Source organism: Streptomyces sp. NPDC028907 (genome assembly GCF_055564995.1).
This window is the reverse complement of record NZ_JBVHVE010000022.1, coordinates 41768-60927: the sequence shown is the minus strand read 5'-3', so window position 1 is coordinate 60927 and position 19160 is coordinate 41768. Positions and strand designations below refer to the sequence as shown.

The window sequence follows — 19160 nt, the reverse complement described above, 5'->3', positions numbered from 1 at the left end:
TGCGATGCGCCGTGGGGCGATGAGGGCGATGAGGGCGAGGGGGCGACGGTGAGCTACGAACCGGTGGTGAGCCATGAGGCGGACGTGGAGACCGGCGAGGCGGCCGAGGCGTTCGAGACGCGGCTGAAGGTCTACGAGGGCCGGCGCGCCGCCGTGGCCCGGGCCGGCAAGGACCCCGTCAACGTGCCCATGATCCGGCACTGGTGCGAGGCGATGGGCGACACCAACCCGGCGTACTCGGGGCCGGACGCCATCGCGCCGCCCACCATGCTCCAGGCGTGGACCATGAGCGGCCTCTCCGGCCATACGAGAGGCACACACGCGTACGACGAGCTGCTCGGCCTGCTCGACGGGGCCGGCTACACCTCCGTCGTCGCCACGGACTGCGAGCAGGAGTATCTACGGCCCCTGCGCCCCGGGGACGAGATCACCTACGACTCGGTGATCGAGTCGGTCTCGGAGAAGAAGGCGACCAAGCTCGGCACCGGGTACTTCGTCACGACGCGTATGGACATCCGCGTCGGACCCGACCTCGCGGGCACCCACCGCTTCCGCATCCTCAAGTACGCGCCGCGACGTCGGGCAGACCGCCCGGGAGGCAGTCCGACCCGGCGCGACCTGTCGCAGAAGCCTTCACGTCCCCGCCCCGTCGTCAACCGCGACAACGCCGCCTTCTGGGAGGGCGTCCAGCAGCGCCGACTCCTCATCCAGCGCTGCACCGGCTGCGGCACGCTCCGCCACCCCTGGCTGCCCGGCTGCAACGCGTGCGGCGGACCGGACTGGGACACGGTCGAGGCGAGCGGTGAGGGGACGGTCTATTCGTACGTCGTGATGCACCACCCGCCGTTCCCCGCCTTCGACCCTCCCTACGCGGTCGGCCTGATCGAACTGGCCGAGGGGGTGCGGATGATCGGCAACGTGCTGGGCGTGCCATACGACAAGGTCCGGATCGGGTTGCCGGTGCGGCTCGAATTCCGGGAGTGCGACGAGGAGTTGGTGCTGCCGATCTGGTGCGCCCAAGAGGGGACCGCTCAGGAGGGGCTGTATGAACGCCGGTGACGAGTTGCCCCCGCTGGAGATCGCGATCACCCGCACGCTGATCGTCGCCGGGGCCATCGCCTCACGCGACTACCAAGACGTCCACCATGACGCGGAGTTGGCCCGTCAGAAGGGCTCCCCGGACATCTTCATGAACATCCTGACGACGAACGGCCTGGTCGGCCGCTACATCACCGACCACTTCGGGCCGACGGCCGAACTGCGCAGGGTGGCCATACGACTTGGTGCACCCAACTACCCGGGGGACACGATGGTGTTGACGGGGCGCGTCGAGGAGATCGACGGAGACACCGTGACGGTCCGGGTGATCGGCGCGAACGGCATCGGCAAGCACGTGACCGGCACGGTGACGGTCACGGTGCCGCGGTCGGAGGGCATGGAATGAGCGTGCGCGCTAGGGACGCCCTGGCCGGGCGGGCTGCGATTGCGGGCATCGGGGCCACCGACTTCTCGAAGGACTCCGGGCGCAGCGAGCTGCGGCTGGCCGTGGAGGCGGTGCGGGCCGCCCTGGACGACGCCGGGCTGACGCCGGGAGACGTGGACGGGATGGTGACGTTCACGATGGACACCAGCCCGGAGATCACCGTGGCCCAGGCCTGCGGGATGGGGGAGCTGTCCTTCTTCTCCCGTGTGCACTACGGCGGCGGCGCTGCCTGCGCGACGGTCCAGCAGGCGGCGCTCGCTGTGGCGACGGGCGTCGCGGAGGTGGTGGTCTGCTACCGGGCCTTCAACGAGCGGTCGGGTCGGAGATTCGGCTCGGGCGTGCAGCACCGGGAGCCCTCGGCGGAGGGCGTGGCGCTGGGCTGGTCCCTGCCGTTCGGGCTGCTCACCCCGGCCTCCTGGGTGGCGATGGCGGCCCAGCGGTATCTGCACACCTACGGGCTGACGCCGGAGGTGTTCGGGCACGTGGCGGTGACCGACCGCAAGTACGCGGCGACCAACCCGGCCGCCTACTTCCACGGCAGACCCATCACCCTCGCCGACCACGCGGCCTCGCGTTGGATCGTCGAGCCGCTGCGGCTGCTGGACTGCTGCCAGGAGACGGACGGCGGCCAGGCGATCGTCGTCACCTCCGTCGAGCGGGCCCGTGACCTGCCCCACCCGCCGGCCGTCATAGCGGCGGCGGCCCAGGGTGCCGGCCGCGGGCAGGAGCAGATGACGAGCTTCTACCGGGACGATCTCACCGGCCTTCCCGAGATGGGCGTGGTGGCGCGGCAGCTGTGGCGGACCGGGGGGCTGGGGCCGGGGGAGATCGACGTGGGAATTCTGTACGACCACTTCACCCCTTACGTCGTCATGCAGCTCGAGGAGTTCGGGTTCTGCGGGAAGGGAGAGGGAGGGGGCTTCGTGGCCGAGGAGCGGTTGCCGCTCAACACGCACGGGGGGCAGCTCGGGGAGGCGTATCTGCACGGGATGAACGGGATCGCGGAGGGAGTGAGGCAGGTGCGCGGGACGTCCGTGAACCAGATATCCGGGGCGGAAAGAGTGCTGGTGACGGCGGGGACCGGGGTGCCGACGTCGGGGCTGGTCCTTACTGTCGACCGATGACCCCCAGGGGTAATCCCGCAGTAGCCGTCCCCCGCTCGTCCACCTTCAGGAGGTGGAGTCAGCCCCACCCCTACAACCTGAGTCGGACGTGGCTTCGGCACCTGCGGCCGATCCGCTGAAGCAGGGCCCGCTCATAGCGTGGAGCCATGACCACACCCGTCTGCACCAGCGCTTCCGACGCCGCGACGCGGTCCCTTGCGAACGCGATGTATCCCTCCTTCACGTCGTACATGCGGGCCCGCCAGCCGGTGCTGCTGCGTACCGCCCGGTCGCTGACCGCGAACCCGAGCGACGCCGAGGACCTGCTGCAGACCGCGCTCACCAAGACGTACGTGGCCTGGGAGCGCATCGAGGACCATCGCGCGCTCGACGGCTATGTGCGCAGGGCACTGCTGAACACGCGGACGTCGCAGTGGCGCAAGCGCAAGGTCGACGAGTTCGCCTGCGACGAGCTGCCGGAGCCGGAGCCGATGCCCGGCCACGACAACGACCCGGCCGAGCAGCAGGCGCTGCACGACGCCATGTGGCGCGCGATCATGCGGCTGCCCGCGCGGCAGCGGGCCATGGTCGTCCTGCGGTACTACGAGGATCTCAGCGAGGTCCAGACGGCCGAGGTGCTCGGCGTCTCCGTCGGCACCGTGAAGTCAGCGGTGTCGAGAGCGCTCGGGAAGCTGCGCGAGGACCCTGAGCTGGTGCTGGCCCGGTAGTGCAGAGGCTCGGCGGGTTTCACCCCACCCCTACCGGGAGAGCTCTGTGAACGCAACGTGACATGATCGATCGCCCGCCCCTAGTGACATACCGCGCGGTATGCGCGCAGAATCTTCGCAACCCTTACTACCGCGCAGGCAATGTCGCCCCGGGAGGACGCCGTGCTGAGCACCATGCAGGACGTACCGCTGCTGATCTCGAGGATCCTGACCCACGGGTCGACGATTCACGGCACATCGCAGGTCACCACATGGACCGGCGAGGCCGAGCCGCACCGTCGTTCCTTCGCCGAGGTCGGGGCCCGGGCGGCACAGCTGGCGCACGCCCTGCGCGAGGACCTGGGCGTGACCGGCGACGAGCGGGTCGCAACCCTGATGTGGAACAACGCCGAGCACGTCGAGGCCTACTTCGCGATCCCCTCCATGGGCGCGATCCTGCACACCCTCAACCTGCGCCTCCCGGCCGAGCAGCTGGCCTGGATCGTCAACCACGCGGCCGACCGGGTCGTGATCGCCAACGGTTCGCTCCTCCCCCTGCTCGCCCCGCTCCTGCCCCACCTCAAGACGGTGGAGCACGTGGTGGTGTCGGGTCCGGGTGACCGTTCCGGCCTGGCGGGCGCGGCCGTGCAGGTGCACGAGTACGAGGAACTGATCGCCGGGAAGCCGACGACGTACGACTGGCCGGAGCTGGACGAGCGGCAGGCCGCCTCCATGTGCTACACCTCCGGGACGACCGGGGATCCGAAGGGCGTCGTCTACTCCCACCGCTCGGTCTATCTGCACTCCATGCAGGTCAACATGACCCAGTCGATGGGTCTGACGGACCGGGACACCTCGCTGATCGTGGTGCCGCAGTTCCACGTCAACGCCTGGGGCCTGCCGCACGCCACCTTCATGACCGGCGTCAACATGCTGATGCCGGACCGCTTCCTGCAGCCCGCACCGCTCGCCGAGATGATCGAGGGCGAGAAGCCGACCCACGCCGCCGCCGTGCCCACCATCTGGCAGGGTCTGCTCGCCGAGCTCACCGCGAAGCCACGGGACGTCTCCACCCTCGGCCAGGTCACCATCGGCGGCTCGGCCTGTCCGCCCTCGCTCATGGAGGCGTTCGACAAACTGGGCATGCGGGTCTGCCACGCCTGGGGCATGACGGAGACCTCCCCGCTCGGCACGGTCGCCCGGCCGCCGGCCCACGCGGTCGGCACGGAGGAGGAGTTCGCGTACCGGCTGACCCAGGGCCGCTTCCCGACGAGCGTCGAGGCCCGCCTCACCGGCCCCGGCGGCGAGCGCATCCCGTGGGACGGCGAGTCGGCCGGCGAGCTGGAGGTCCGCGGCCCCTGGATCGCGGGCGCCTACTACAACGGCCCCGGCGCCGAACCCCTGCGCCCCGCCGACAAGTTCAGCGAGGACGGCTGGCTGAAGACCGGCGACGTCGGCATCATCTCCCCCGACGGCTTCCTCACCCTCACCGACCGCGCCAAGGACGTCATCAAGTCCGGCGGCGAGTGGATCTCCTCGGTCGAGCTGGAGAACGCGCTGATGTCCCACCCGGACGTCGCCGAGGCCGCCGTCGTCGCCGTTCCGGACGACAAGTGGGGCGAGCGCCCGCTGGCCACGGTCGTGTTGAAGGAGGGCTCCTCCACCGACTTCGAGGCCCTGCGTACCTTCCTCGCGGAGGAGGGCAAGATCGCCAAGTGGCAGCTGCCGGAGCGCTGGACGGTCATCGCGGCGGTGCCGAAGACGAGCGTGGGCAAGTTCGACAAGAAGGTGCTGCGCAGGCAGTACGCGGAGGGTGGGCTGGACGTCACCCAGCTCTGACGGGGCGCCGTCACGGGGGCGGGGAACTGTCGTCGGCCGGCCGCGGGTTGTCCGTGGCCGGCCGCGCCCACGCGGCGTTAGCCGCACATCGACACAGTCCCGCGCCCCTCAGAGGGCGCTGCCGCACCGTCCCTCAGTTCGTACCGATCCTCGACAGCAGATCCACGATCCGGCCCTGCACCTCACCGCTCGTCGACCGCTCCGCCAGGAACAGCACCGTCTCGCCGGAGGCCAGCCGCGGCAGGTCCGCCTGGTCGACGGCGGCGGTGTAGACGACGAGCGGGGTGCGGTTGAGCTGCCCGTTCGCGCGCAGCCAGTCGACGATCCCGGCCCGGCGGTGATGCACCTGCATCAGGTCCATCACGACCAGGTTCGGCCGGAAGTCACCGGCCAGCGCCACCGCGTCCGCGTCACTCGCGGCCCGCGCCACCTGCATCCCGCGCCGCTCCAGCGTCGCGGTCAGCGCCAGCGCGATCTCCGCGTGCTCCTCGATCAGCAGCACACGCGGCGGGTGCTGCTCACTGTCCCGAGGCGCCAGCGCCTTGAGGAGTACGGCGGGATCAGCGCCGTACGCCGCCTCCCGCGAGGCCTGTCCCAGCCCCGCCGTCACCATCACCGGCACCGAGGCGGCGACCGCGGCCTGCCGCAACGACTGAAGCGCGGTCCGCGTGATCGGCCCGGTCAGCGGGTCGACGAACAGCGCGGCCGGGAACGCCGCGATCTGCGCGTCGACCTCCTCGCGTGAGTGCACGATGACCGGCCGGTAGCCGCGGTCGCTCAGCGCCTGCTGGGTCGTCACGTCCGGCGCGGGCCACACCAGCAGCCGCCGCGGGTTGTCGAGCGGCTCCGGCGGCAGTTCGTCGTCCATCGGCTGCGGCCGCGGAGTGTCCGCGACCTCGACGGCCCCGCCCGGCCCGTCCAACGGCTCGGGCCCTTCGGCGGCGTTCTCGTCCGGGGCGCCTATGGCGTACGAGCGTCCGGCACCCTCGGTCATCGGCGCGAGCCGCGACTGCCCGGCCGACGACGGCTGGGGCTGAGGCTGCCCGCCGAGCGAGGCCTGCGCCTGTGGCTGGGACTGTGGCTGCGCGGGCACCGGCGGCTGTTCGGCCGACGGATGGGGGCGCGCCGCCTGCTCAGCCGAGGCACCGGCCCGCGCGGCGGGGTCGGGCGGCGTACCGAGCTTGCGGCGCCGACCGCCGTTGGTCTGATGCGGGGGAGGCGTCGCCGACGAAGGCGCGGGCGGCGCGGGCTGCTGCACCTGCGCCGCCTGCCGCGTGAACGGCACACCCTGCCCCAGGGTCCGCACACTGATCGCGCGCCCCTGCGTCGAGTTCGGGTCCACCGGTGCGGCGGCAGCGGCGCCGGAAGCACCGGCCTCGGCCGGCAACGGCTGGGCCGCCGCCCGCTCCTGCCGACCGGCCCCGGCAGCCGCCGCGACTTCCGGCGGCAGCGGCGTGCCCGGCGCCGGAGTGCCGGGGGCGGGCTGGGGGGCGTTCGGATGCGGCGGCACGGCGGTGGCGGCGACGTTCGCCGGTACGGCGGTACCGGCGCCGGGGGTGTCGTCCGCGGCGGGCCACGGCTGAGGGGCCGGGGCGCTCTGCGCCCCAGTGCCCTGCTCGGGAGCCTCGGCGGGAAGCGGCCGACCCGGGGCGGGCTGAGCCTGCCCGGCCTGCACCGGGGCTGCCGCGGCTGCCTGTGCAACAGCCGGTTGTGCCGAAACCGCCTCCGCGGGCTGCCCCACGGCCCGTCGGCGACGCCCCGTCGGCGCGCTGGTGGGGTGGGGCTGAGGCGGGGTGTGGTCCTCGGCCTGGTCGTGCGGCACGGCATCGTGCCGGCCCTCGTCGGCGAGAACGTCCCCGGGAGCCCCCTGGCCGGGAACCTGAACCGGGGCCGGAACCGGTGCCTGCCCCGGAGTCGGGACCGGAGCCGCAGCCACCGGCGAAGCCGGGGTCATGTTCGGGTGGCCGGCCGGAGCCACGGGCGCGGCCGGCTCGGAGCCGCCGTCGCCCGGCCCCTCCGCGGGCGCGGCAGCAACACGGTCCGCCTCGGCAGGCGGCAGCGCGAACACCGGGCGGGGCCCAGCCTCCTGCGCCTGCGCGGCCGCGGCACTGCGCTCGGCCGCCGCGGCGAGCGCACGTCGGCGCCGTCCCGTCGGCTGAGGAGCCTCGCCCGGGCCGGCCGTACCGGCGCCGGAAGGAGTCTGAGCGGCGTCACCGGCCGCGGGCAGGGCAGGCGGCAGAGCGTGCTGCTCCCCGCCGTCGCGCCGGGCACGTCGTCCGCTGGGCGCGGGCACGCCCTGCGGCGGCACGGTCCCGCCCAGGTTGTTCCCGGCGGCCGCGGTCCCCGCCGCATGCTCGGCGGCCGTGACGACCGCCCCCTCGGAGACACCGTCACCGCCCTCCGCGCCGTCCTGGCCGTCCTCGGCCGGCCGACCGCGCCGCCGTCCGGTACCGCCGGACGCCTCGCCGACCGCGTCCTCGGCACCCTGGGGCAGTTCGGGCGCTGCCGCCGCGCGCCTGCGCCGACGCCCGGTGGGCGCCGCACTCTCGGCATCCGCGGCGCCGCCCTCGGCGTCGGCACCGGGCGTGTCGCTCTCCAGGAAGGCGTCCACGGAGGACCGCCTGGCCCGCCGCCGACCGCCACCGGCACCCTGCTCCAAGCCCTGCTCGGCACCCTGGGTGGCGCCCTCGGTCCCGTCACCCGCCTCGATGGCGGCAGGTCCGCCGGGGGCCGCGGGAACGGCACCGGCACCGCCCCCGATGGGCACTTCGAGGACGTACGCGCTGCCGCTCATCCCCGGCACGTCGTGCGTCTGGAGCACACCGCCGTGGGACCGCACGATCCCGCGCACGATCGGCTCGTGCACCGGGTCTCCCCCGGCATACGGCCCGCGCACCTCGATCCGTACGACCTCACCCCGCTGCGCCGCCGCGACCACGACGGTGTTGTCCATGTAACCGCCCGCCGACACCGGAGAGTTCCCGGTCGCGTCGACTCCCGCCACGTCCGCGACGAGATGCGCGAGCGCGGTGGCGAGGCGCCGCGGGTCGACCTCGGCCTCGATGGGCGGCGCGTGCACGGCGAACTGCACCCGCCCGGGCCCGATGAGCTCGACGGCCCCGTCGACACCCGCGGCGACGACGGCGTCGAGCATCACCTTCGTACGGACGATCGCGTCGCCGCCCGTTTCGAGCTGCTGGTAGCCGAGGACGTTGTCGATCAGCGTCGTGATGCGCGAATAGCCGGCCGACAGATGGTGCAGCACCTGGTTGGCCTCGGGCCACAACTGCCCCGCGTCGTCCGCGGCGAGCGCGGCCAGCTCCCGGCGGAGTTCGTCCAGCGGGCCCCGCAGCGAACGGGCGAGCAGGGTCAGCAGCTGCTCATGCCGGCCCGCCAGTGCCTCGTACCGGTCCTTCTCCCGCTCCCCGAGCGCGGCGTACCGCTCCTCGCCCGCGGCGAGTTCCTCCTCGTGCCGCTCCTTGAGCTCCTCGAGCTCGGCGACCTGCTTCTGCCGCAGCGCCGTCAGCTCGGACGCGTGCTCCTCGGCGAGCCGCTCCAGCTCCTCGGCGTGCTGCTCCTCGGCGGCGGTCTTCTCCTCGGCGAGGGCGTCGAAGGGCCGGCGGTCGGCGAAGGTCATCACGGCGCCGACGAGTTGGTCCCCGTCGCGCACCGGCGCGGTCGTCAGGTCGACCGGAACCTTGTCGCCGTTCTTGGCGAACAGCACCTGGCCGCGCACCCGGTGCTTGCGCCCGGAGCGCAGGGTGTCGGCGAGCGGGGACTCCTCGTACGGGAAGGGGGAGCCGTCGGGACGGGAGTGCAGGACGAGCGTGTGCAGCTCCCGGCCGCCCAGGTCGCTGGCCCGATAACCCAGTATCTGGGCGGCGGCCGGATTCACGAGGACGATCCGCCCGTCGGTGTCCGTACCGACGACGCCCTCGGAGGCGGCGCGCAGGATCATCTCGGTCTGCCGCTGCGAACGCGCCAGCTCGGCCTCGGTGTCGACGGTCCCGGTCAGATCCCGAACGACGAGCATCAGCAGCTCGTCACCGCTGTAGCCGTAGCTGTCGTAGGCCTGCTGGCTGTTCTCCAGATTCGCGGACGTGACCTCGACCGGGAACTCGCCGCCGTCGGTCCGCCGGGCCATCATCCGGGTCGGCTTGGTCCGTCCCTGCGGGTCCATGTGGTCGGGCCGCCGCATGGACCCCGGAATCAGCTTCGAGTCGAACTGCGGCAGCAGATCGAGCAGCCCCCGCCCCACCAGAGCCGTGCCCGGTGCCTCGAAGGCCTCCAGGGCGATGGTGTTGGCGTTGACGACGGTCCCATTGGCGTTGACCAGCACCAACGCGTCGGGCAGCGCGTCGAGTATGGCTGCGAGGCGAGCAGCGCCTCGGGATGGCCTGCTGCTCACGAGACGCTTCCTCCCTGTTACCGCACCTTGCCGACCGCTCGGGCCATCTTGCCAACCGGCCCGCGGCGTGTCACGCGAGGGAGTCTAAGGGCTGGGGTTGCGCTCGCGACGCCGGATGAGAGGCAGGTCGCACGACGAAGTGAACCAGAACGTATGACCGCCCCTGCCGACGTCCTTTCCTGGGTACTTCCGCTGTCAGTCCTGCTTCGCGAGACCTTCGCGGGACTTTTACGGGGCCGGTGCTTCCTCCATGGAAAGTCTGTGCGACGACGTACCGGACCCCCCGCTTCCCTGACGGGGCGGCCTGACCGGTTGAGCTACGGCTGTCCCGTCTGCCGCAGGTCGGGAAGGAGCGGCACCAGCCGGTCCCACCGTGCGATCTCGCACCCGTCACCGCGATCGAACCGCGCGTCGACGGGCCGCCCGGCCCAGGTGCCGGTGACATGGGCGGTGGCCGCCCCGCCGTACTGCATGGTGCAGAGGCTGCCCTGCGGTACGGGGGCGAAGGTGTCCTTGCCCCACCGGGTACCGCGATCGAGCGCGGCACAGGCGCCGCCGGCGTCGGGGTGATCGCCCCCGGCCGGATGACAGGACAGCTCGTACGTCCCGTCGGCAGCGCCGCCGGCGTCGCGGACGGTGACGGTGAGGTGATCGCCGGAGCGGCCGGCGTCCTGGAGGGAGGGGGACGCGAGGGAGAGCGGCGCGGCGTGGGCGTGCGCGGCGGGCGCGAGGGCGGTGGAGCCGACGGCGGCGAGGGAACCGGCGGTGACGAGGAGAGCCCGGCGAAGGCGCCCGGCCGCGGCGGAACGGTTGACCTGCAACATGACCTGACTAACGCCGCACACCCCCGGACGTTGCGCCCACCCCCGGCCTGGTTGCCTCCCCCGCCCCGACGGCCGCGAAGCACGCCGGGAAGAGCTTTGCCCTGCGGCCTCCCCGCCTAGTACCGTGGAGGTCGATTGGTGACAGCACGCTCGACTGTGTCATCATCTGCACGCACCACTCGCGCTCGCGCGGGCGGCTGTGCTGGAGGCGTCGCCTAGTCCGGTCTATGGCGCCGCACTGCTAATGCGGTTTGGGCCTTAAAGCCCATCGAGGGTTCAAATCCCTCCGCCTCCGCGCCAGATCACGAAGCCCCGGTCCACTGGACCGGGGCTTCGTCGTTCCCACCGTTCTGCACCTGCCCACTCAACGCCTCATATGACTGTTTTCGCAGGTCGCAAGGGGTGCGGCAAACGGATTTCACATGGCGGCGGCAGTCATGTAATGTTCTTCCTGTCGCCGCGAGCGGGCCGGAAGGGCCGGGAGCGACGGAAAACAGAACAAGCACTCGTAGCTTAACGGATAGAGCATCTGACTACGGATCAGAAGGTTGCAGGTTCGAATCCTGCCGAGTGCACACAGGTCAAAGGCCCCTTGGGATCATCCCAAGGGGCCTTTGACATCAGCGGTTGACATCAACGCGTTCGGAGAAGGCGTTCAGCCGTCGGTATCCGACTCCGCCTCGCCCTCCGAATTCTCGTCGGACCCGTCAAGGTTCAGGGCGTCATCCATCCGCTCGGCGGCCGCCCTCAGCGTCGTGTCCATCACGTGCGCGTAGGTGTCCAGCGTCATCGTGATCGTGCTGTGCCCGAGTGTCTCCATGATCGTGCGGGCGTCGACACCTTGGGCGAGCAAGAGTGAGGCGCACGTGTGGCGGAGGTCGTGCACCCGCACGCGGTGCACATGGGCGTCCCTGCACAGGATGGTCAGCATGCGGTTCAGGCTCCGGGGGTCCGTGACGCGACCGGTCGTCGTGGTGAAGATCAGCCCGTCCGGCTGCCCCGGTGTGGGCTGCCACTTCTCGCCCGCGACCTTGCGCTCCCGTTCCTGCTGGTCGCGATGCTGCGTGAGTGCTCGCACGCAGTGCTTCGGCAGGGGGACCGTGCGGATCGACCGTGTGGTCTTGGGGCTGCCGAAGATCAGCTCCCGCCGGATGCGCTGCACGTTCCGGCGGACGCGGAGCTGGCCGTTTGTGAGGTCGACGTCCGACCACGTGAGCGCGAGAGCCTCACCTCGGCGCAGGCCGGTCGACACGAGCAGCAGCCACAGGGCGTAGAGGCGGTGGGATCGGGCGGTCTTGAGGAGTAGGCGGGCTTCAGCGGCGTTCAGCGGACGCACCTCCTTGGGCGTGACGGTGGGCGTTTCGACGATGCGCGCGACGTTCCGAGCGATCAGTTCCTCTCGCATCGCCTGCTGTAGGGCGGACCGGAGCACGGCGTGGATGTACTGAACGGTGCGGGCCGACGGGCGGCGCTCGCAGCACCGGCCGACGGCGCAGCAGGATCGCTTGTCCTCCGGGCGTTCCTTGTCCGCGCCTCGGAGGCAGCACAGGCAGGCGGTCTTGAACTCGGTGAGGAAGCGGCGCACATCCGCCGGCGTCAACCGGTTCAGCTTCTTCTTGCCGAGCGCGGGGCGGATGTAGAGGCGGGTGAGCCCCTCGTAGCTGTTGAGCGTGGACGGCTTGAGTCGCTCCGGCGCGATGGCTGCGAGCCAGTACGTGAGGTAGTCCCCGAACGCCATCGTGGACGAAGCGGCAGGGATGCCCTGTCGGGTCTTCTCCTGCATCTCGGTGAGCTTGTCGGCTACTTCGTCGCGGGTCTTGCCGTAGACGAACTTCCGGGTGCGGGTCCCGTCGGGACGGTAGACGTACGCGGCGGCGTGATAGCGGCCGTCTGCGCGCTTGGTGATCGTTCCTTCGCCGTTGGCGCGTCGCTTGGCCATCAGGCTGCGTTCTCCTCAAGTCGGTCTTGCATGTAATGGCGGACGGCATCGACCGGGATGCGGCGGGCGCGGCCGGACGTGTAGCTGGGGAGCTGCCTGGAGCGGATCAGGTCGTAGACCTTGCTGCGGCTCAACCTCAGCGCGGTCATGACCTCCGGGACGGTGAGTGCTTGGGGGTCGCTCGGGACGGCGGTAAGCACGCGGAACCTCCGGGGAGACGGAAGGGCCTTCCTGGGCCCCCTTCTGAGGGCCGCTACTTCCGCTACCTCCGCTACCTCGCAGGTCAGGGGCCTGGTGGAGGTAGCGGGAAGGGGTAGCGGTAGCGGATGGGTAGCGGGGCGGTAGCGGCAATCGAGGCGGGTTGCCGCTACCGCGTTGTTGCAGGTCAGGCCGCGTTTTCGATGCCGGGTAGCGGAGGTAGCGGACTTTCCGGGGGTGGGGGGCAGTAGCGGGCCCACGCGTCGGCGAGGTCGGCGGCGTAGTAGCCCTTGAGGACGCTTCCGGCGGTCTTGATGTTGCGGGAGGCGATGGGCTCGTTGTCGGCCGTCATGTACTCCGCGAGCATCTTCGACAGGCGCCGGTTGTCGAGCGGCTTGCCGTGCAGGTCGGCCCAGGGTGCGTCGTCCAGGGCGTTGAGCCGGTCGAGGATTGCCACGGTGGGAAGGCGGTCGATGCCGACCATGACGTGGTCGCGTAGGTCGGTGAGCAGGCGGACACCGAGGCTGCCTTTGTCGTTGGCCTTGGAGGCGGTCACTAGCGTCACACAGGCCGCGCGTGCTCGCTCGGGCCAGTCGCCTCCGGCCGCGTCGGCGATGGCGAGCAGGGGTTCCCACACGTCCGCCGGCCGGTCGGAAACGCCGTCGGGCATGTCGGGCCAGGCGCCCATGACGAACCCGCGGGCGTGTTCGGCCCACTTGGCGAGCCGTTCACGCAGCTCGTGCCCTTCGGCCTCGTGGATGCGGGCTCGGAAGGCTTCCACGCGTTCGTTGCGTGCCCGGCGCCGCATCCGGATCACCACCGAGCGGGTCATGATCGTGTCGGGCAGGTTGCCGAGTCCTGCGACCGCGACCCCGCAGTATGAGGGGAAGGCCTGAACGGTCTGGTTGCCGCCGTCGCCGATGCACCGGTAGGTGACCCCGGTGCGGCGGTGTCCGGCGTTGAGGAAGCCGCGCAGCTCCTCGTTGTCGCCTGCCTTGGGGCCGAAGATCGTGTCGATTTCGTCGAACAGGATCGTGGGGCGCCCGTTGGGGTTGGAGACGGACCGGAACAGGGCGGCGGCGGATGCGTTGACGGCCGTCATGGGCTGGGGAACGAGGGTTTCCACGACTTCCAGCGCCCGGGACTTCCCCGACCCCGGTTCCGGCGACAGGAACGCCAGCCGGGGGGTGGAGTCGAAGCAGTCGAGCAGGTGGGCGTGCGCGTCCCACAGCGTCACGGCGACGTAGGCGGCTTCGTGGGGGAAGACGTTGAAGCGGCGGTGGAAGGCTTCCACCTCGTCGAGCAGCGCGGCCCCGTCGATGGTGGGGGTCATGCGGCGGCCCTTCCTTCCTGGGGGTTGCGGAGCGGGCAGAGGTCGCGGTGGGCTTCGTGGTCGTCGATCAGGGCGAGCACCTTGCGGCGACCAATGGCGCTGCGGTCGCGACCGCACAGGCACTTCGAGGTGGCGGTGGGGGTGGCACCGCGGGGGGCGGTGATGCGGAGCCAGGCCACGGGGTAGCGGCCGTCATTGCGGCGAGGGTCAGGGCGAACAGCAATGGGGACGCCTTCGGCGACACCTTTTCGGCCGCCCACGGCCGTGGCGTCCGCATGCTGTGGTGCGGCGTGCGGGACGGTCGGGGTGGTGGTGGGGCAATCCAGGGCGGGGGTAGTCGGCGCGGTCATGCCGTCTCCCGTGGGGTGGCGTGGGCGATGACCCAGTCCATGGCGCTGCGGATGGTGGTGCGGCACTCGGCCGGCGGCAGGCCCGTAGCCTCCCCCGCCCCCTGGATTGCCTGCTCCACCACGTGCCGGGGGATGTCGCCCCACGCCACGAACCGGGCCACCTTGCAGGCGCTCTTGTGGAGGGTGTTGTTGCGGCCGTGCGGCCCGCCCTCGGACGCGGAGGCGATGACGGCGCACTCGCGTTGCAGGGCGACTCGTGCGGCGCGGGTGCCGTCCTGGACGCGGACAGGCACCGGGGCGGGCTTGTGCGGCTCCGTGAGCAACGCGGCGATCCAGTCCGGGAGTTCGGCCACCGGTACGTCGTGGGCGACCTCGTACGTGCCGTCGGGGATGGCGCTGCCGGGGGCGACGACGTAGCCGCCCCACGCGCGGGTGTCGATGTGCGGCCCGAGGCGGTCGACGCTGCACTTCAACCTGACCCCGGCGGGGGCGGTGAAGTAGAGGTGTTCACCGCGCGCGGTCCGCACCCGGTAGGTGTCGGGGAGAACCTGCCCGGCGCGCTCGCAGAGCGCCTGCAAGGAAGTGGCGCCGTCAGGCGCTCCTTCTGGTTCTTCCGCCTTGAGGGGGTCCAGGTCGATGACGAGCAGTCCGGCCGGGCCGGTCGCGATCCCGACGTTGTAGGGCTGGTGGGCCCACGCGGCGTGGATCAGCTCGGGGTCGGTGGTGGCCCGCTCCTCCGGGGTGCGGTGCCCGCCGGCGCAGCGTCCGGTGTTGGGGCAGGCTCGTTCGGCGTGGCCCGCCGGGCGCTTGCTGCCGGGCTGGAGGGGGATGACGGGCCAGCCGTGTTCGGCCGCCGTGAGGGCGGACGCGAGCAGCGGCAGACACTCCAGGTCGACGCTGGGGATTGTCGGCGGCGAGCCGGGGGCTCGCCGGATCTGTGTCGGTTGGGTCATGCTGGGAGACCTCCACAGGTCTGTTGAGGACCGGAGACAAGGGCGGCCCCGCGACTTTGGCGAGACGAGGGGGCCGCCCTAGGCGTTGCTGGAGTTAGGCGTCGGGCAGGAGACGGGCGATGGACGCGGCCACGGCGGCGATGTCCTGCGGGGCGGCGTGCACGAGCCCGTTGGCGTCGGTGCGGCAGTGGTGGAGGACGGCGGCGGCGATCGTTTCCATGAGCCGGTCGCCGTTCTTCCAGACAGCGGGGACGGCCTCGTGATCGGGCGTGTCCATGTGGGCGTGAACCCACCAGCCCTCCGAAGAGGTGTGGCCCACCCGCTGGATGCCCTCACCGCAGAGGCCGCACTGCACCGGGGGAACGGTGCGGTGGTTGGCCTCGGTGTAGAGGCGGCGACGCTTGCCGTCGCGGGCGGGCTGGTCGCTGATCCGGCTGGTCAGTTTGAACGTGAGGGTCAGCGCGGTGCTGACGCTCGTGACGTCCTTGGGGTCGCAGATGACGCGAATCTCGAACACGAAGGCTCCTGTCAGCCGTTGAAGTGGTTGCGCTTGAAGATCGCTTTGCGGATATGGAAGGTGATCCCGCTCTTGGCGTCGACAGGCTTGAAGATCTGCACGGCGGCGTATCCACCGAAGACCACGGCGGCGAGCGTGATGAGCTGCGTCACCAGCGCGGTCAGCGCCGCGATGAACGTCGTCAGTAGCAGCAGTCCGCCGCACACGGCGAGGAACCCGACACCTCCGAGTGCGACGTTGACGGCCGCGCGGGAGACGGCTGGCTTGGCCGCGAGCGGTTCGGGCTGGGCGGGGTTGATGGCGTAGCCGGTGACGACGCGGCCGTCCGGGAGGACGATGCTCGCCACGGCCGGGACGGTGCCCGGCTGGAGGGGAACGAGCGGCGCCGGCGTGATGGCGGCGGGGGTGATGGGGGTGGGCTGGTGGACTTCCACGGCCCCGTGGGCGGCGGTGTGGCGGGTGTGCTCGGGGTACATGTGGAATCCCTTCCGGTGCTCGGTTGGGGAGGCAGGGGCACCCCCTGCCGGGGTCGCTGTGGAGGGGGTTTTCGGGGGTTGACCTGCGGTGCCTCCCCGCCTCCCCGAAGCGGTGTTTTCGCTGATCAACGTGGGGGAGGCGGCCCGGGGAGGGGGTTGGGGAGTTCTCCCCGCCTCCCCGGGCCGGACGGCCGTGCCTCCCCGCTACTGGGCGGCGGAAGCGGAACCCTCGTCGTCGCGGTTGGCGAGCGCCCGCAGGACGTGATCGCGGTGGACGACCATGACCCCGTGCGACTTCTTCGGCTCCTCGCCGTGCTCCTCCAGCAGGCTCTTGAGCCGGTCGTTGGTCCACTGGTCGCCGTAGGCGCTCGGGTCCAGGGCGTGCAGCCGCTTGAGGACCTCGTTGGTCCGCAGCCGGGACGCGTCGCCGATCACGTGGGCGACGTCGGCGAGTGCGTCCCGCTCGTCGTCGCGTTCGATGACGCGCAGGGTCGTGGCGCCGTCGCGCAGGGCCTTGGCCCGGTCGGCGATCTCGGCGGCCGGTTCGTCGTCGATGAAGTGGGTGCGGACCGTGATGGACGCCTGCCCGGCCGGGATGGCGATCCCGTCGGAGGCGACCACGAGGGTTCCCTTGTCCAGGCCCTGGCGCAGCAGGTGCGGGGCGGCGCCGCCGTTGACGGCCTTGTCCCCGAGCGCCATCCGGGACTGCGTGTCGGTGCCCAGTACGAGGGACGCGCGGGTGTGGGCACCCTCGCGGACCAGCTTGGGAAGGTTCTGGTCGGTGGGGTCCTGCGTGCCCTGCCACATCAGCACGTCGACCGCACGGCCCTGGTTGTGGATCTTGCGGACGGCCATGAAGTACCGGGACGTGGCCTTGGAGCCGCCGTAGGGTCGCTTGTCCTCGCCCACGACCGGGCACATGAACGCCAGCTGTGCTTCGTCCACCAGCACGATCAGCGGCGGGAACACGACGGCCGGGTCCTGGCGGCGTGCCTCGATCCGCCGGTTCATCTCCTCCACCGCGTCCTCGACCATCTCGGTTGCCTGGATCACGTGGTCATCGGAGGGACCCTCGATCAGGATCTGCGCGATGCCGTCGAACATGGCCCAGTCGCCGATGCCCTTCAGGTCGGCGATCCAGAACTGCACCGACCTGTCCAGGGCAAGCCACAGGGCGAGCGCGCGCAGCGCGGCGGTCTTGCCCTGGTTGGACAGACCCGTGACCAGCAGGTGGCGCTGATACACGCTCAGCTCAGCGGCGTCCCCGCGCAGGTCCTGACCCCACGGGGCCTTGCCGGTCTTGTAGTTCGCGGTCAGCGTCTCGTCGGTGACCAGCGGGGACGGGCCGATCGGCTCGTCCAGCGCACCGGAGTCGGCGATCCACAACCTGACCGTCCGCGCGGCCGGTGGGATGGTGATGAACACCTCGTGCTCGTGCCGGGTCAGGTTCTCGGCAAGCTTGCGGCGCCGCTTCTGCACCTCGTTCGTGGCCACCCCGGAGGGCAGCGTCACGTCGACTTCCACGCCGCATCCGGCGATGGTGATCGGCGACAGCATGGAGGCGCCGGCGTCGCCCATCTCCTTGATGGCGTTCTTCAGCGGAGCGATGCCGAGGTCCCGCAGGGCCTTGACCACGATCGACGGGGTGATCGGCTCACCCTCGCCGGAGCGGACGTTGGCGGGCAGCGCCCACTGGGGTGCGGCCTGCTGCTTGCTGCCGACGGCCCACAGCGCGAGCAGGGCCAGGAACGGGCCGATCGTGAGGGCCGGACCCCACACCACCTGCACGATCCGGATCAGCAGGCCGATGAAGTCGATGGTGGCCGTAAGCGGCGTGATCACGTCCTTGACGTCGCCGTTGTTGATGGCCATCACGACCCCGAGCGCCACCAGCGTGCCGATGCCCATGCCAGTGCCGACGGCGGCCCCCTTGGCGACCTCCACCGGGGAGTGCAGCAGGTCCATGCGGCGGCGGTGGCGGGCGTCACGGAAGCGCTGAAGGCGCTCCTCCCACTCCTCCGCCAGCTCGTTGTTTCCCGCGGCTTCGGCGGCCCGGATCATGCGCTCGTAACGGGCACCGGTACGGCCGTCCCACGCGCGGCGGGCCACGATCCGACCCCCGTTGAACGTGTACAGGCCGTGGCGGACCACAGCTCGGCCAGCCGTCTTGGTGCGCTCGTGGGTAGCGGCGGTCTTCACCGCACGGCCGGAGCGCACCCACAGCGGCACCGGACGGGCGGGCGGCGCCTCGGGGACCACAGTCAGCGTGGTCACGGACGCCTCACCGGTCGGCGGTTCGGTGTTCTTGTGCAGGTGAACGACGTTCTCGGTCATGCTGAGATGTCTCCTGACTGCCCCTGTGTGGGGCGGGAGTTTGCGGGAGGCTCCGGGGTGGCCGTGTCCGTGGAAAGAGGCGGCCACCCCGGGTGTTGTGGCTGGTCAGAACCAGCGGGACTTCGGCTTGGGCACCAGGTAGGGGTGGCCGTTGCGCATGTGGTCCACGCACTGCGGGCAGTCCTCACGCGGCTTCAGGTGGCGGTGCGCGCGCCGGTCGTGGGCGTGCTGCCAGCACTGCGGGCACTCACCCGGAGGCGTCTCCTTGACGGCCACGGTCACCACCCCCAACCCGACGACTTCTTGGTCGCCTTGGCGCGCGCGGCCTCGGTGATCAGCCGCTGACGCTCGCCGATCAGGGCGGACAGTTCGGCGGTCAGCCGCGTCTCGACGGCGGAGCCGACAGAGTCCATCCGGTTCTCCGCACCGGCCGTGCTGCGGCCTTGGTGGATGCTGCGGGCGCCACCGGCCATGGCGCGGGTCATGTCGAGCCGTTCGCGGGCGGTCAGCGGCCACCACTCGCCCCGCTTGACGGCATTCAGCTTGTTCTGCGTGCGCCGGATCTCCTTGTCGAGGCGGCGGATGTCGGCGTTGCCCATGTCAGGTGCTCCCTGGGAAGAAGTCAGTGATCGGTGGATGGGGCGCCCTGGCAACGGCCCGCTACGGTTGGGATGTGGGCGGGGGACCAGAGCGCGA

17 protein-coding genes and 2 tRNA genes are annotated in these 19160 nt (G+C 71.3%); 7 read left to right on the top strand and 12 right to left on the bottom strand.

The genetic code is table 11. The annotated features are described in order from the left end of the window. The first annotated feature begins 66 nt into the window (after nt 1–66). From ACZ4UU_RS41465 to ACZ4UU_RS41445, 5 genes are all read left to right on the top strand, one after another. Entirely contained in the window at nt 67–1059 is a 993-nt protein-coding gene (locus ACZ4UU_RS41465) for a bifunctional MaoC family dehydratase N-terminal/OB-fold nucleic acid binding domain-containing protein (RefSeq protein WP_471908675.1), read from the top strand. Further along, the gene (locus tag ACZ4UU_RS41460; protein WP_471908612.1) at nt 1046–1444 is read left to right on the top strand and encodes a MaoC family dehydratase; all 399 of its coding nucleotides are present in this window, start codon (nt 1046–1048) and stop codon (nt 1442–1444) included. Before ACZ4UU_RS41465 ends, ACZ4UU_RS41460 begins: the two co-directional genes overlap by 14 nt. After that, nucleotides 1441–2607, top strand: a complete 1167-nt coding sequence (locus tag ACZ4UU_RS41455; protein ID WP_471908611.1) for a lipid-transfer protein — start codon at nt 1441–1443, stop codon at nt 2605–2607. Before ACZ4UU_RS41460 ends, ACZ4UU_RS41455 begins: the two co-directional genes overlap by 4 nt. Before the next feature lie 146 nt (nt 2608–2753). After that, nucleotides 2754–3314: a SigE family RNA polymerase sigma factor gene (locus ACZ4UU_RS41450; RefSeq protein ID WP_471908610.1), complete on the top strand. Its 561-nt coding sequence runs from the start codon at nt 2754–2756 to the stop codon at nt 3312–3314. A gap of 141 nt (nt 3315–3455) precedes the next feature. Then, complete coding sequence (locus ACZ4UU_RS41445) at nt 3456–5132, top strand: long-chain fatty acid--CoA ligase (RefSeq protein ID WP_471908609.1); 1677 nt, start codon at nt 3456–3458, stop codon at nt 5130–5132. Nucleotides 5133–5265: 133 nt separating this feature from the next. Here ACZ4UU_RS41445 and ACZ4UU_RS41440 read toward each other — a convergent pair whose 3' ends face one another. Continuing rightward, a complete protein-coding gene (locus tag ACZ4UU_RS41440) occupies nt 5266–9540 on the bottom strand; it encodes a hybrid sensor histidine kinase/response regulator (protein WP_471908608.1) in 4275 nt (1424 codons plus the stop codon). Nucleotides 9541–9857: 317 nt separating this feature from the next. Beyond that, nucleotides 9858–10364 (bottom strand): SSI family serine proteinase inhibitor, encoded by a 507-nt coding sequence (locus ACZ4UU_RS41435; protein WP_471908607.1) that lies wholly within the window; start codon nt 10362–10364, stop codon nt 9858–9860. A 204-nt stretch (nt 10365–10568) separates the two neighbouring features. On the opposite strand from ACZ4UU_RS41435, the gene ACZ4UU_RS41430 reads away from it, so the two are divergent. Next, nucleotides 10569–10659: transfer RNA gene (locus tag ACZ4UU_RS41430), tRNA-Ser, on the top strand. Nucleotides 10660–10866: 207 nt separating this feature from the next. Then, a tRNA-Arg gene (locus tag ACZ4UU_RS41425) sits at nt 10867–10939 on the top strand. Nucleotides 10940–11019: 80 nt separating this feature from the next. On the opposite strand, the gene ACZ4UU_RS41420 is transcribed toward ACZ4UU_RS41425, so the two are convergent. The 10 genes from ACZ4UU_RS41420 to ACZ4UU_RS41375 all read right to left on the bottom strand — a co-directional run bounded on the left by ACZ4UU_RS41420 (nt 11020) and on the right by ACZ4UU_RS41375 (nt 19063). Further along, the gene (locus ACZ4UU_RS41420) at nt 11020–12303 is read right to left on the bottom strand and encodes a tyrosine-type recombinase/integrase (RefSeq protein ID WP_471908606.1); all 1284 of its coding nucleotides are present in this window, start codon (nt 12301–12303) and stop codon (nt 11020–11022) included. Continuing rightward, entirely contained in the window at nt 12303–12503 is a 201-nt protein-coding gene (locus tag ACZ4UU_RS41415) for a helix-turn-helix domain-containing protein (RefSeq protein ID WP_471908605.1), read from the bottom strand. Before ACZ4UU_RS41415 ends, ACZ4UU_RS41420 begins: the two co-directional genes overlap by 1 nt. 185 nt (nt 12504–12688) lie before the next feature. Next, a complete protein-coding gene (locus ACZ4UU_RS41410) occupies nt 12689–13834 on the bottom strand; it encodes a DUF3631 domain-containing protein (RefSeq protein ID WP_471908604.1) in 1146 nt (381 codons plus the stop codon). After that, entirely contained in the window at nt 13831–14184 is a 354-nt protein-coding gene (locus tag ACZ4UU_RS41405) for a hypothetical protein (RefSeq protein ID WP_471908603.1), read from the bottom strand. The genes ACZ4UU_RS41410 and ACZ4UU_RS41405 overlap by 4 nt, the downstream gene beginning before the upstream one ends. Further along, a complete protein-coding gene (locus tag ACZ4UU_RS41400) occupies nt 14181–15137 on the bottom strand; it encodes a bifunctional DNA primase/polymerase (RefSeq protein ID WP_471908602.1) in 957 nt (318 codons plus the stop codon). The genes ACZ4UU_RS41405 and ACZ4UU_RS41400 overlap by 4 nt, the downstream gene beginning before the upstream one ends. A gap of 94 nt (nt 15138–15231) precedes the next feature. After that, entirely contained in the window at nt 15232–15654 is a 423-nt protein-coding gene (locus ACZ4UU_RS41395) for a hypothetical protein (RefSeq protein ID WP_471908601.1), read from the bottom strand. Between the two features lie 11 nt (nt 15655–15665). Beyond that, the gene (locus ACZ4UU_RS41390) at nt 15666–16130 is read right to left on the bottom strand and encodes a hypothetical protein (protein ID WP_471908600.1); all 465 of its coding nucleotides are present in this window, start codon (nt 16128–16130) and stop codon (nt 15666–15668) included. A gap of 204 nt (nt 16131–16334) precedes the next feature. Beyond that, complete coding sequence (locus tag ACZ4UU_RS41385) at nt 16335–18464, bottom strand: FtsK/SpoIIIE domain-containing protein (RefSeq protein ID WP_471908599.1); 2130 nt, start codon at nt 18462–18464, stop codon at nt 16335–16337. 105 nt (nt 18465–18569) lie between these two features. Continuing rightward, nucleotides 18570–18746, bottom strand: a complete 177-nt coding sequence (locus ACZ4UU_RS41380; RefSeq protein WP_471908674.1) for a pRL2-8 — start codon at nt 18744–18746, stop codon at nt 18570–18572. Beyond that, nucleotides 18743–19063 carry a hypothetical protein gene (locus ACZ4UU_RS41375; RefSeq protein ID WP_471908598.1) on the bottom strand — a complete coding sequence of 107 codons (321 nt, stop codon included), beginning with the start codon at nt 19061–19063 and terminating at the stop codon, nt 18743–18745. The genes ACZ4UU_RS41380 and ACZ4UU_RS41375 overlap by 4 nt, the downstream gene beginning before the upstream one ends. Nucleotides 19064–19160 lie beyond the last annotated feature (97 nt).

Excerpts from the sequence above, each read along its gene's own strand:
- ACZ4UU_RS41460 (WP_471908612.1), top strand. The coding sequence starts at position 1,046 with ATGAACGCCGGTGACGAGTTGCCCCCGCTGGAGATCGCGATCACCCGC.
- ACZ4UU_RS41455 (WP_471908611.1), top strand. The coding sequence starts at position 1,441 with ATGAGCGTGCGCGCTAGGGACGCCCTGGCCGGGCGGGCTGCGATTGCG.
- ACZ4UU_RS41450 (WP_471908610.1), top strand. The coding sequence starts at position 2,754 with ATGACCACACCCGTCTGCACCAGCGCTTCCGACGCCGCGACGCGGTCC.
- ACZ4UU_RS41445 (WP_471908609.1), top strand. The coding sequence starts at position 3,456 with ATGTCGCCCCGGGAGGACGCCGTGCTGAGCACCATGCAGGACGTACCG.
- ACZ4UU_RS41435 (WP_471908607.1), bottom strand. The coding sequence starts at position 10,364 with ATGTTGCAGGTCAACCGTTCCGCCGCGGCCGGGCGCCTTCGCCGGGCT.
- ACZ4UU_RS41420 (WP_471908606.1), bottom strand. The coding sequence starts at position 12,303 with ATGGCCAAGCGACGCGCCAACGGCGAAGGAACGATCACCAAGCGCGCA.
- ACZ4UU_RS41410 (WP_471908604.1), bottom strand. The coding sequence starts at position 13,834 with ATGACCCCCACCATCGACGGGGCCGCGCTGCTCGACGAGGTGGAAGCC.
- ACZ4UU_RS41405 (WP_471908603.1), bottom strand. The coding sequence starts at position 14,184 with ATGACCGCGCCGACTACCCCCGCCCTGGATTGCCCCACCACCACCCCG.
- ACZ4UU_RS41400 (WP_471908602.1), bottom strand. The coding sequence starts at position 15,137 with ATGACCCAACCGACACAGATCCGGCGAGCCCCCGGCTCGCCGCCGACA.
- ACZ4UU_RS41390 (WP_471908600.1), bottom strand. The coding sequence starts at position 16,130 with ATGTACCCCGAGCACACCCGCCACACCGCCGCCCACGGGGCCGTGGAA.
- ACZ4UU_RS41385 (WP_471908599.1), bottom strand. The coding sequence starts at position 18,464 with ATGACCGAGAACGTCGTTCACCTGCACAAGAACACCGAACCGCCGACC.
- ACZ4UU_RS41375 (WP_471908598.1), bottom strand. The coding sequence starts at position 19,063 with ATGGGCAACGCCGACATCCGCCGCCTCGACAAGGAGATCCGGCGCACG.